5 protein-coding genes are annotated in these 13698 nt (G+C 41.1%); 4 read left to right on the top strand and 1 reads right to left on the bottom strand.

Annotated elements, in window-relative coordinates:
- The first annotated feature begins 548 nt into the window (after positions 1-548).
- The 3 genes from F5613_RS05655 to F5613_RS05665 all read left to right on the top strand — a co-directional run bounded on the left by F5613_RS05655 (position 549) and on the right by F5613_RS05665 (position 11166).
- Entirely contained in the window at positions 549-4619 is a 4071-nt protein-coding gene (locus F5613_RS05655; protein ID WP_179399045.1) for a hypothetical protein, read from the top strand.
- 431 nt (positions 4620-5050) lie between these two features.
- Positions 5051-9178, top strand: a complete 4128-nt coding sequence (locus F5613_RS05660; RefSeq protein WP_179399046.1) for a hypothetical protein — start codon at positions 5051-5053, stop codon at positions 9176-9178.
- Between the two features lie 80 nt (positions 9179-9258).
- Positions 9259-11166: an InlB B-repeat-containing protein gene (locus F5613_RS05665; RefSeq protein ID WP_179399047.1), complete on the top strand. Its 1908-nt coding sequence runs from the start codon at positions 9259-9261 to the stop codon at positions 11164-11166.
- 116 nt (positions 11167-11282) lie between these two features.
- Here the strand turns inward: F5613_RS05665 and F5613_RS05670 are convergent, their stop codons facing one another.
- On the bottom strand, positions 11283-12107 hold the full coding sequence (locus tag F5613_RS05670; protein WP_179399048.1) for a hypothetical protein: 825 nt from the start codon (positions 12105-12107) through the stop codon (positions 11283-11285).
- A 111-nt stretch (positions 12108-12218) separates the two neighbouring features.
- On the opposite strand from F5613_RS05670, the gene F5613_RS05675 reads away from it, so the two are divergent.
- A complete protein-coding gene (locus F5613_RS05675) occupies positions 12219-13652 on the top strand; it encodes a CCA tRNA nucleotidyltransferase (protein WP_179399049.1) in 1434 nt (477 codons plus the stop codon).
- Positions 13653-13698 lie beyond the last annotated feature (46 nt).

Consider the following 13698-nt stretch of genomic DNA (forward strand, 5'->3'; position numbering starts at 1 on the left):
TGCTCCCTCCTGTTTCCTTCTGCGTTGATAACGTTGTACACTTTTTTTACTATAGATTTAAAGCGTTTCCCCAACGCCTTTAGTTCTTTTCATCATATATAATAGACGGTTAACCAAAGGTATATTCTTCGTCTTCCAACTGAGGGATCATTGTCACACAGCTGAGGGACAATGGTCACACAGCTGGAGGACGATGGTCCCTCAGCTGAGAGACGAGTAAATAGAGGAATGAAAAAGACTAAGATGTGTATATTCCGGCTTTAACACTGTTATTAAAATGCATATTTAATTGGTCGAAAATTGGTTTTAACCAATAAAGGAAAAATGAATTATCTGAATACTGATTTGCAAGAATTCAATAAATTAGATTATGTCCTTAAAAACATGTAATACGTACAATAAACCTGCATGTACGTACTACAGTTGTATAATTCGTTTTATATATATTATGTAGATAGGGTTAAAAGTATAATTTTGTAATGAATTAATCAGCTTTACGATTTGCTTACTGTCTAATATCCAACTGTTTACATAATAATTGAAAATCTATGAATAAATTAGCCGACCTAAAAATCAAGGCACTCTTGCTTTTCCTGTTTACATGGAGTGGGTCTACTGTGTCAGGTATAAATGACTTTCCTCCTGTGCACGATGGATTAAATTTGTTAACCACACCCAAAATCTTGCAATGGAATAACCAGTCCAGGCTTGAAGCTCCGGTAGCAGGCGGAGCGTTGGTTCAGGGGGTATATCTTTCTTTTTCCGATGGGGGAGAGGGTTCGGTTTGGAACGAAATGGAAGTAAATAAACTTGTGTCGGCACCAGAGACAAATCCTACTACAACAGCCTGGTGGACCGATGGCTCTGCCTTAAATCTGTTTGCCGGAGAGGCTAAGCGGATGGCTGTAACCTTCCAGCTTTCAACCAAATACCTGAAGCAGGTAAATGATTTGGAGATTGTATTGGATGCCAATCGTTTCGAAGGAGCCAATATGGATCTGGATTTCGATCTTAAATTAGAGGTCTTCGACCTGAATGGTATACCTGTCCCTTATAGCTCGGTTTATGCCGGAGGGACCTCTTCTTTTGGTGTAATACCCGGAATTTACAATACGGGCGACGGACGAAAAGTGTTGAATTTTTTCCAACATAGTACGGATCCGGGCGTTCCTTCGCCGTTTATTCCCGGTTCGCTGGATAATAAACTGCTCCGTATTACATTGGTTTCGGGTATTCCGGTAGGCGAAATAGGAGCTCATGCCCCGGCTGCACTGGTGGTAAACCGTATTTCGATACAGTCAGAAACACCGTCGCTAAACCTGCATTTATCCAATTCCGGGGTTTTTGAGGCAGGAATGAATTGTATCACACCTTTTGTACCCGAAAATACCGTTACTTTATCTGCATCCGGACTTACGTTGCCGGCATTTGTTGTTCCAACTTCGCAGGTTACAACCAAAGGAGCTGTGCAAACACCGGATATCCGGATTGTAAGTCCCCTGGGATTCAGTCTTAACGACGGTCAGAATCAACCGGTAGATTCGCGGGAGGTTACGTTGCAGTCCGCTTCCCTGAGTTTCCAATACGCTTTTAACCCTGTCAATATAAATACATTTAACGGATCATTTACGGCAACAGCTCAATTTACCAACCAAAACGATCCGCTATCACCCATCGAAGTGCTGACAACCTCTTCTGCTTCAGTTGCCGGGAATTCGGTTCCGGAGCTTTTTTTATCGGCTAATAAAATAACCTTTAATGAATCAGGGAGCACACAGTCTGTCCAAATCTGGGGAAAGAATATTCCTATGGACGATCGCTCCGATTTTTATTACGAAGGAATCTGCTCTTCCGATGATCCGGATGGCTCGACGTGGAGCTTTGCCCAGGTAGAAAATCACTTTACGGTAAGCAATTTAGGGGTGATCGAAAAACTGCCATCCAATACCCTGGATATTACCTTTGCGCAAGAAATGAATAACCTCTACCTGGATGTGGCTAAATACCTTCGGATCAATACAAATTATTCCATCCCATTGGCTATCAAAGGAGTGAATACGTTTACGGGAGCTGAGTATGCCGATTTCTCCAATGCAGATATCAACCTTTCACCTTTTCCGCAGGTGCTGGTCATCGGAGATGTGGCCGTGGTCTGGTTTGAATACGAGAAGGCCGGGGGAGTGCCGGGTATGGTAGTAGGAGATTTATCCACCGCTTTCTATGCTCCTTACGATGAGACGATTGCAGAAACATTGTACTCCAGACCAAAGACTTTTGTTTTAAAAGGGGCGAAAATCAAACCCGATGCAAATGATGAGGCAGCATTCGAAATATCGTTGGAGAAATACGGCGCGCACGAACTGGATGGTCATCATGCCTTTATGTATAGCACAGACCAAGGAGCTACATGGAAAACTCCGGCTACAAAAGATACGCTTCGCGTAAAATTACTGACCGTGCAGGATGCCGTAGACTTTGCCGAGAAAGGCGTGAAACTGATGGTGCGGTTCAGACCCGATTGCCGTGGGTACGAACCCTGGATGCAAACAGCAACCGCTTTGCCCCAGCCTCACGAGATGTATAAATGGACACCTCATCATAATTTGTTGAAGGCTGTTCAGGTAGGTAAAATGGAAACGGTACATACAGAAGCTCTGGTTTACGGAGATACTCGGGCGGTACTTACCAATACTATCAACAGTTGGCATTTTGAGGATGTGATGGATACAAATTACATGGGTATTTGGGGTAGTTCATTAACGACGTCCAATTTTAGAAAAGACTACGGAATCACCTATCTGAATACGTGTGGAGAACAATCCAACCCCTTAAATAAAGGTGAATTTTATATCACAGGCTATAACCTTATTAATAATGTACGCGTACATTATAATAAGGACGTAAATAATCCGTCAGCTTTTCAGGTTTCGGTGGAGGCTTTGGAGGGCTTTGGCGAAGTGGATGGTCTGACCATTAAACCAAATAAATACGGTGAAGTGGTTGCCCGTGTGTCGGTTGTTTTTGCTCCAACGATGAAGGCTGCTGATTGCCGGACTGTAACAGATTCCATAACGGTAGTCTATAGTGGCAAAGCGATCAGGAGCAGTAGCGATCAGGTGTGGGACCCCAACTTTAATTATAACGATTACTTTAGGGGATACGATGCCGACAATTCCTTTATTTATGCATCGTATAACTATCCGGCTGCACATATAAGGGGACAAGTCTACGAGCCCACCTTCCATAAAGTGGAAGTAGCTGATCTGACTACTTCGGTTAATACTTCAGCTACCGGACGGTTTACCTTTATGGCTACCGATCTGGACAGATCGAAGAAAAAGGTTTCCATTGCTTTAGTGGGATCAAAAACATCCCCTTTTTCCATTACCCCTACGGAATTCCCCATAGATGCCAATGGAAACGTAAGTGCAGAAGTGACGTTGACGTTTACACCTATTCCGCAGAATCTATGCGATAACCAGATAAGTGCTATGACCTACACCTATGGTGATTGCCAGCAGGGAGATCTTCCCTTTTCGGGAGTTCTAGGGACTACAGTGGTTGAACAGCCAGCCTTCCAACCCTTTGAGGCAGGTGATATTCAGGGCGATCGGGCCGATTTGCGTATTGTGCCTGCAATGGGTGCAGACAATTACCAGGTGGGTGTCGGAATCTTAAAATACAGCAAGAAGACCTCTTCCATATTTATGAGCGAAGTGTATGCTAAGAGCAACGTAATCTATGTTGAGTTGTTTAATGGTACGGGCGAAAAGCTAAACGAAGAGATCCTTGTGGAGGGTAGTCCCAATTATTACCTTGAAGTGTACGAGGGAGATAATCTGGTAAAGTCGGTAACCATCGGTACAACCGACAGTCTGCTGTGTAATCCGTACGGAATTACCATCAAGACAATCCCCTTGGATTTGTTGTCTAATCAGAATTACCGGATACAACTAAAGCAAGGCAGACTGTCGCTGGATGTGTATGAATTTACCGGCGATGTAAGTCACAAGACCAAAAGAGACAACTTGCCAGCAGATAGTTATCTGTGTGATACCTTTCAGGAACAATCCTGGACCACCGTAGGCGGTTGGCATACCAGCCTGGGTTATGCCACACATGAACCCCGTTATGCAAGTATGTTTCTGGATGAAGTGAACGGAGCCGGATTCAGGGAATATTTCGATACCCAGTCCGTTGAAAGATCCAGCTACGGATTTGATAGCGGATTATCGGTAAGCGGATTAAAAAAGGGTACCACCTATACGGCCTATGCCTATACAGTATCACCCTGCGAAGGCGTAACAGTTCATGGAACTCCCTCGGTAAAGCTGATTCCCTGCAGCGATTCCGACAGATTATCCGGTGATCCGATGGAGGGTGTTAGATTCGGCTACTTTACAGGTGTGGATAGGCTGGATGCTAAACAAAAGATTTATGCATCCGAAGGAAAAATAGTTGCCGTAGGAATTACAGAACCTTTATCGGTTTACAATGCTTTGGGGATAAAGATGAAAACCGCGACTGCTGAAGAGGCATATTCCGGTATCTCTGTACCGGCAGGCATCTATATGGTTAAGTCGGGAAGCTTATCCACAAAAGTAGTGGTTGGAAGATAATACGTATTGAGTAAGTAATGATCGCCCCGGATTCTCTGTTGCTGAGGATTCGGGGTGTTTGTTTTGATAAGGCTATATTCATTGCCAGTGTTTACATTTCTGTTACACCCCTGTTAAGGATTCATTAACCTCTTTTTTGTAAAAAATGGCACGAAAATGGGTTCGTCCTTAAAACAATGGGGTTTGATAATAAACCCTTGACCTTGGTTGTGACTCCCTGAAATAGGCCTTAAAAACCTATGTAGATTCCCTGTGAATCCTAACTTTGCATTGAAAAATAGTATTTTGAGTAAGAAAATAGAAGGAGATATTTAATAATCCTAACAATTTATCCATTCAAAAAACTAACTTTTTTAGTCGCTTATTTGTAAGAGCGGCTTATTCGATGAGAAACTAATATTCCTTTTATTACTAATTAAATTAAATTTTTTATGATTAAATTTACAAACTTTAGAACGAAAGCTCTCGCACTCGTTGCGATGACAGCTTTTAGTGTCGGGTCGGTATTTGGTCAGGCTCCTAATCCATTTTTTACGGGCAGCATTACAGGTCATCCTAAAATGTTGCAATGGAACAACCAGACTAAGATCGATGCTCCTGTTAATGCAGGTCAGTTGGCTCAGGGTGTAAAGGTAACTTTCTCCGGCAGCACAGATGCTCAACCTTTTGTTGCGGTTTCTCCTGCTGTTGCTTTGAGCTCAACTATTCCTACCACCAATCCTAATCAGTCCAGCTTCTGGATTGGCGAAGATGGTAAATCTCTTAACATTTTTGCTTCTGACCAGAATCGTGCAGCCATCTCTTTCGATATTACTACAAAATATCTTAAGAATGTGAAAGACCTGCAGGTTATGTTGGATGCCAATACATTTGGTGACGAAGCCAATAAGAATGTTAATTGGGACATGCATTTGCAAGTTTATAACCTGAATGGAACATTGGTAGATTATGATGATATTTACCAAGGTGCAGGTGTAACACCAGGACACTGGGCCTATGTTGGCTTTTTCCCCTTTGGATCATGGACTTGGGTACCTGCTGTTGGAGCAGACATGACTATGTGGTATGAAAATATCTACAACACGTCAATGGGTGCAAAAACTTTGAAGTTGTTCCAGATTGCCAATGATGTAATCGAAGATCATCCTTTTATCCCTAATTCATTGGATAACAAGATTATTCGTATTACGTTTGTTTCTGACAGACCTGCCGGTGATGTAATTGATACAGCTCCTGCTGCTACTATTGTTAAGAGTTTGTCAATTGCTTCGGATGTTCCAAGCATGACTCTTTCAAGAACTGCTGATTACAATGGTACAGGTATGTTCAATGCTGGTATGGGTTATACATTGGACGATGCTGATAATTATGTAACAGTTGCTGTTGCCGGTTTAACACTTCCAACTCCCGCTGCAGTTGTAGACGTTACAGCTCCTGCCGGATTTGTGATGCATTCATCTCATGTGGCTCTTGGTCAGGTTTCTTTGACTTCTGCTACAGTATCTTCTCAGTATGATTTTGCTCCTCCTACAATCAATACTTTCTACGGTGCATTTAACGCTGCTGCTCAGTTTGTTAATGCAAGTGATGTTCTTTCTCCAATTCTGTCATTGACTGCTACTTCTGAAACTGTTTATGGTAATTCAGTACCTGAACTGTATTTGGATAAGTCAAAACTGACTTTCGTAGAAAACATGACTTATCAGGATGTTCGTATCTGGGGTATCAATATTCCTATGCCTGACCAGGGTGACTTACGTTATGTAGGTGGATTTATGGACGATCAGGATGATTCTTCTTCTGCTGCTGCTGGCGTATCTAACAATTTCACTGTTGGAGCACTAGGTGTTATTGCAAATACTCCAAGTAACTATTTGAGAGTTAATTTTGCACAATTCTTGAATAATGTAGATGTAAACGTTGCTAAATATCTAAAAATCAGTAGAAGATACTGGATTGATAATGCAATTAAGGGTACACACGACTTTACAGGTAGAGAAGTTGCTTCTTTCACCAATCCTAATGATAATCTAGTACCATTCCCTCAAGTATTGGTAGTAGGTGATATCGCTGCTGTTTGGTTTGAATACGAAGGAACAGAAGGAACTCCTGCTCAGATGGTAGGTGATATCTCAACTGCGTTCTATGCTCCTTACGATGCTACTTTGTTGCCAGAACAACAAGCCGTTTCAAGAACAAAAGCTTTCTATTTGAAGGGTGCTAAGGTTAAGACTGATGCAACTAACGTAGCTAAGTTTGAAATCTCTCTTGATAAGTTAGCTCAACACGACAATGATGGTCACATGGCATTCAGATATAGTGTTGATAATGGTGCAACTTGGAATACTCCGGCTGTTAAGAAGGTAATCAGTATTACTTTGAATACTGCTCAGCAGATTGAAGACTTCCAGACTAAGGGTTATAAGATTCTTGTTCAGTTCAAACCGGATTGCGATGGTTTTGACGCTGCTAACTTTATGGTGCCTAACATGCCTCATCAATTGTTCTATAGTTGGAATCCTCATTTCAATGTATTGATGGCTGAACAAGTTGGTTTCGACCAGGTTGGTACAGGTGCTATCGTATTTGGTGATACAAGAGCAAATCTTGAAAACACTATTCATGACTGGAACTTCGTAGAAGTAATGGACAACAGTGCTCAGGTATTGTGGAGCGGTTCATTCTTGACTAAGAGCGAATTCCGCAAAGATTATGGTAATACATATCTTGGCGAATGTGGCGAACAGAATAATCCTCTTTCTGAAGGTGTATTCTATGTAACTGGTTATAACTTGACCAAGAATGTAAACATCGTTGAAGCTGTTGATGCTTATTATAAAGGCGACAAAAAAGCATTCTTCGTAACAATTGAAGCTTTGGAAGGTTATGGAACAGTTAATGGTATGTCAATCGAACCTAACCAATATGGTGAAGTAGCTGCTAAGGTAACTGTAAACTTTGAACCTTCAGTAAGACTTGCTCAAAAGAGAGACGTTCAGGAATTTATCACCGTTGCTTATGATGGTCGTACAATTGAAGACGGTCGTCGTTGGTGGGATGCTGAATTCAACTATGTTGATATTTTGATGGGTCACCATGAAGACAATGCATTTATCTATCCGATGTATGAATACCCAGAAGCAACTCTTTGCGGACGTGTATATGATCCTACATTCCATAAAGTAAATGTAACTAATATGCAGTCAACAATCAATGTTGCTGTAACACAACAGTTCACATTCTCAGCAACTGATCTTGATAAATCAAAAGGTACAGTTAAGATTGCTATGGTTAAGGGTGCTAAGTCTCCGTTCACAATTGCTCCTACTACATTTACAATCGACGATAACGGTAATGCAGGTGGTACAGTTACTTTGACTTTCAAACCAGACAGCACTACAATCGCTAATTGTGACTATGTTGTTGACGCTATGACTTATACTTACGGTGATTGCACAAACGCTGATTTGGCATTCTCTGGTGTAGAAGGTATTACAGTAGTTGGTCAGCCAACATTCGGAGCATTCCAGGCTGGTGACATCCAGGGTGACCGTGTTGACTTGAGAGTAACTCCTGCACAGGGTGGTAACAACTATGTAGTTGGTATCGGTATCTTGAAATATAACAAGAAGACTTCTTCAATCTTCATGTCTGAAGTTTATGCTAAAGACAACGTGACTTATGTTGAGTTGTTCAATGGTACAGGTGAAACTTTGAATTATGACATTATTTCTGAAGATTCTCCTAACTACTACATGGAAGTTTGGGAAGGTGCAACTAAGAAACAAACTATCATCTTAGGTGCTTCTGAAGCTGCTCTTTGGACTCCTTATGGAATCGCAGTGAAGACTATCAACTATAATCTTTCTGATGATAAGGAATATACACTTGTATTGAAACAAGGTCAGATTACTCTTGACGTTTATAAATTTACAGGTGATGTTACTCACAAAACAAGAAAAGACAATTTGGATGCTGCTGCTTACAAGGTTAGTGCATTCAATGAAGCAGACTGGACAACAGTTGGTGGATGGCACACAAGCTTGAATGCAACTACTCAGACTCCGTTGTATGCTAGCATGTTCCATGCTGAAGTACCTGCAGCAAACTTCAAACAGTATTTCGATGACGTAACTGTTGAAAGAGCTCAATACGGATTCCAGACAGGTCTTTCTGTTAACAACTTGAAGAAAGGTGTAACTTATACAGCTTATGCTTATACTGAACCTACTTGCGACGGTGTAACTGTTACTGCTCATCCTGCTGTTAAACTTGTGGCTGCCAGCGATTCTTACCGTGTTGACGGTGATCCAATGGACGGCGTAACATTCGGTTACTTCACAGGTATTGATCAGGTAGAAGTTGCTAAGAACATCTACGCTGTAAATGGTAAGATTTATGTAGTTGGCGCAACTGAAGCTGTAACAATCTTCAATGCATTAGGTATGCAGGTTAAGGCTGCTTCTATCGAAGAAGCTGCTGCTGGTATTGATGTAGCTAACGGCATCTATATGGTTAAATCTGGAAGCAAAACTGCTAAAGTTCTTGTTAACAAATAATTCCATAAAATAAATTTAAAAAAGGCGTCCCATTGTGGGCGCCTTTTTTTATATTTGTGCATACTCTAAATCACCCAATTATGAAGAAAAATTTACTCCTTACCTTTTTCTTGCTATGTTTGCTTCCATTTGCCGTATTTGCGGAAGTAACACCCCCTGAACTTGATACGGTCAAAGTTGTCAAACCTCAAAACTCAGTTGTAAAAGTTACTTTTACCTCTGCAGTTACGCTTGCACAAAAAGATACGGTTCTTACACAATCTGGAACCTATAACGGATCATTGCTGGTTGTTCATGGTACGCAATTGATTGTTGAAGTAATACCTAATGAATTCTATGATTTTGAGAAAATAATGGTTGGAGAGACTGTGGTAACAAATAATCCTCATACCATTACAAGTGTAGAAAGTGACATTACAATATCCTCTTCTGTTGTTCGTATGCGTAGCCTTACAATCACTAAACCTGTAAATTGTACTGTGAAAGTAAGCTATATACCTAGTCCGACGGTTGGTACAGAAGTACTAGAAGAATCGTACGATTCTTCTAGTGAGGCGGATGTTGTGTTGAAAGTAAAAGATGGTACGCACGTAATCCTAACCGTTATTCCAGATTCCGGATATGCTTTTGAGCACTTGTCAATTGGAGGAACTAATACAACCTCTAATCCTGTCTCTATTTCGTCCATGACAAGTGACCGTACTGTTGTAGCATCCGTTGTGAAAGTACATAGTGTTAAGATTTCAAAGCCTGCTAATTCTACTGTTCAGGTTCATTTTACGGCTCCCCTGGGAAGTACCGCAAAAGATACAACTTTTACAGCTTCGACTCCTTATCATGATGAATTGGAGGTAAAGGATGGGACAGAACTTACCGTTAAGGTAGAACCTAATTTGGGCTATGAGTTTTCAAAAACAATAATGGGTACAACCGAGTCAACTGCCAATCCAACAGTAGTTTCAAGTCTGACAACCGATTTGGAAATTAGTACAGAGGTTGTAAAGAAGAAATATACACTTACCATTACTCCTCCAACTAATGGAACTATTACAGTAATGGCAGGAAGTACTCAGCTAACTTCGGGAGCTTTGGTTGAGCATGGTACTCAGCTTACAGTTACTGCTACCCCACAAGCAGAACATGAATTAACATCGCTTACTGTTAATAGTGAAGATCTGACAAGTGGCTCTACCTATACGGTCTCCGGACCTGTAACTGTTCAGGCTGTATTTACCTATGTGGCTCCTAAATATGCGATTACTTTCGCACAGCCTGAAAACGGGACACTTACTGTGAGAAGGCGTGTTGTTGATGGTTCAAATGAAGCATATGTTTTGGTATCTTCCGGATCGTTGATTGCTAAAGGAACAGTTTTGTATATTTATGCCGATCCGGCCGATACATATGTTGTTTCTTCATTTAAAATAAACAATACTTCGGTAGATGATATTACAGCTTTCCCAGTATTGAAAGAGGTGGAAGGTGCTACTTCCATTGCGGTTACGTTTACGAAAGGTAAACAACTTATTACGATTACTCCTCCTGTTAATGGCGAAATAACGGTTAAGGATAACGATCGTTTTATTAATTCGGGTTCATCTGTTGATAGGGGGACTGTGTTGACTCTGAATGCCTATGCAAAACCCAATTATAAATTTAAGAAATGGTGGGATGGTAATACGGATGCAGAACGTCAACTAACTGTCGATGTTCTGGACATTACCGTATCGGCCGAATTTGCTTTAATTACCGGTATTGAGGAGCTTTATACAGGAATGAGTGTATATGCTGCTGATGGTGCTATTTATTTGAATGGGGTGACTGAAGATGTTACTTCAGTTTCAATCATTGATATGGCTGGCAAGATAGTGTATAATAGTAAACCTGAGTTTGGACAGACTGTTTTATCGCCTGTTAACCGGGGTGTTTATGTTGTACTGGTGAAAGGTACTAAAGGAAATGTTTCAACAAAGGTGATTGTCAAATAAAGCGGTGGTATTTTGGTGATCATTCAAAAAGGGGAGTCCCTACGGATTCCCCTTTCATATTTCTATATTTGCCCCCTAGAGCCAGACTGGTTTCAAATATTCAATTCTCAGAGAGTTCAGTTTGTTGCTGTTTTTTGTTTCAGGTAAGCAAGTCGTTGTTCACTTTTCTGTTTCTCTTTGTTCATCCGGTTGATATCTGAAAGAACAATGGCAAATGCATAGGTTGAAGTTATCGCTTTTTTATCACTGTCGGCTAAGTAGATGGTAAATGGCTTTCCTCCGGTATATTCTACCTTAATCCTTTCTTTTTCGTTGGATGCGATAAACTTTACAGCATCTTCACCCTTCTCTGCCTTATATGTTACGACTTCTGTTGTATTGCCCAAATCCTTGAAACGATAATTTAATCCTCCATCGAAAGGAATACTGGCAGTTTCTGCATAGGAACCATCCTTAATGCTTACTTTTATGCTGGTATGATTGATAGGAGTGTTTCCGAAATAAACACTTGCCAGATACATTTCTCCTTTTTCGTTTACCCCGCTACGTATATAACAACGGTTTATATTTTTCTCAATGGTCTGTTGCTTCCATATATAGTTACCCACTTCTTCGTATAAGCTGTCCTTTTCAAATACGAAATCTTTATTAATCGCAATTAATTCTGCTGTTTTTATGGGGAGCAGGCTGTCGCAGTAGGCAATTGTGCGTTCGTTTTCCTTGATCTCCACCAAGCGCATCAGCGACAGGGTTTGTTTCAATACATCGAACTCTTTTGGGTACAGTGTCCGGATACTGTCAATTTCGTTCTTTGCGGCAAATAATTCATTGTTTTCGTACATGGACTGCGCTTTTGCCAGACGTGCTTTTGCCTCTTCTCCAGTATTGCCACAACTCATCGTCAGTGAGGCGATAAACAATCCTGCTATTAACTTTTTCATTGTATTTGATTATTAATGCGTTCCAAATGCAAAGATATTGGAAAATGGGGAATTAGCAGCAATGGAAGAATTTAATTATCTTTGTACCCTCAAAAGTATTGAACATACTGCATGTATATAGATAAAGAAGTAATAGATAAACATCTCTCCTCGCGTACTTTCAGACAAGTAAGCGAAGCAGCCGACGAATTAGGGCTGGAAGCGTATGTGATCGGGGGGTATGTGAGAGATATATTTTTACGCCGTCCGTCCAAAGATATTGATATTGTTGCTGTTGGAAGTGGTATAGAATTAGCTAAAGCTGTTGCCCGAAAAATGGGACGCAATGCACATCTTTCTGTTTTTAAGAATTTCGGTACGGCTCAGGTTAAATTAGGAGATATTGAACTTGAATTTGTTGGAGCCCGTAAAGAGTCCTATACTCGCGACAGTCGTAAACCGATTGTTGAAGATGGAACTTTGGAAGACGACCAGAACCGGCGCGATTTTACGATCAATGCCCTTGCTCTGTGTTTGAATGCATCAAGGTATGGAGAATTAGTAGACCCATTTGATGGGTTAGGTGATATGGACCGGCTTACTATCCGCACGCCTTTAGATCCCGATATCACTTTTAGCGATGATCCATTGAGAATGATGCGGGCAGTACGTTTTGCTACTCAACTGGGATTTGATATCGATCCGGTCACATTTGAGGCAATTGAACGTAATAAAGAGCGAATTGATATAATATCCAGAGAGCGAATCATTGATGAATTGAACAAGATTATTCTGTCTCCCCGGCCATCTGTCGGATTTGTTTTACTGGATGCTTGTGGTTTATTGCCAATCATATTTCCTGAACTTCATGCCTTGAAGGGTGTGGAAACAAAAGAGGGTATAGGTCACAAGGACAACTTTTCACACACGTTGATGGTACTTGATAATTTGTCTCGCAATACGGATAATCTGTGGTTGAGATGGAGTGCGCTTTTGCACGATATTGCCAAGCCTGCAACCAAACGTTTTGATCAGAGATTGGGATGGACATTCCATAACCATAATTTTATTGGGGAGAAGATGCTGCCCGGTATCTTCCGAAGGATGAAACTTCCTTTGAATGAAAAGATGAAATATGTCCAGAAAATGGTAAGTCTGCATATGCGTCCGATTGCTTTGGCTGATGATGAGGTGACTGATTCGGCTATCCGCAGACTCCTTTTTGATGCCGGGGATGATATTGATGACCTGATGAAGCTTTGTGAAGCGGATATTACAAGTAAAAATCCGGAGAAGGTCCGTAAGTTCCTGAATAATTTTCGTTTGGTGAGAGAGAAGCTGACAGCCATTGAAGAAAAAGATCGGGTGAGAAATTTCCAGCCGCCTGTTTCCGGTGAAGAAATAATGGAGGTGTTTGGCTTAGGTCCTTGTGCTCAGGTGGGGGCGATTAAATCTTCTATTAAGGATGCGATTTTAGATGGAGTTATTCCCAATGAATACGATGCCGCTTATAAGTATATGATGAAAAAAGCAGAGGCAATGGGATTAAAACCTGTAACGAAGTAGTCTTGCTTGATAAAATAAGAGAAAGAGCCCTGTTTACGAAGAATAA

This window comes from Macellibacteroides fermentans, from assembly GCF_013409575.1.
Lineage (GTDB): Bacteria > Bacteroidota > Bacteroidia > Bacteroidales > Tannerellaceae > Macellibacteroides > Macellibacteroides fermentans.

What these genes read in the sequence shown, in the direction of transcription:
- F5613_RS05660 (WP_179399046.1), top strand. Translation starts at nt 5,051, where the DNA reads ATGATTAAATTTACAAACTTTAGAACGAAAGCTCTCGCACTCGTTGCG.
- F5613_RS05665 (WP_179399047.1), top strand. Translation starts at nt 9,259, where the DNA reads ATGAAGAAAAATTTACTCCTTACCTTTTTCTTGCTATGTTTGCTTCCA.
- F5613_RS05655 (WP_179399045.1), top strand. Translation starts at nt 549, where the DNA reads ATGAATAAATTAGCCGACCTAAAAATCAAGGCACTCTTGCTTTTCCTG.
- F5613_RS05675 (WP_179399049.1), top strand. Translation starts at nt 12,219, where the DNA reads ATGTATATAGATAAAGAAGTAATAGATAAACATCTCTCCTCGCGTACT.
- F5613_RS05670 (WP_179399048.1), bottom strand. Translation starts at nt 12,107, where the DNA reads ATGAAAAAGTTAATAGCAGGATTGTTTATCGCCTCACTGACGATGAGT.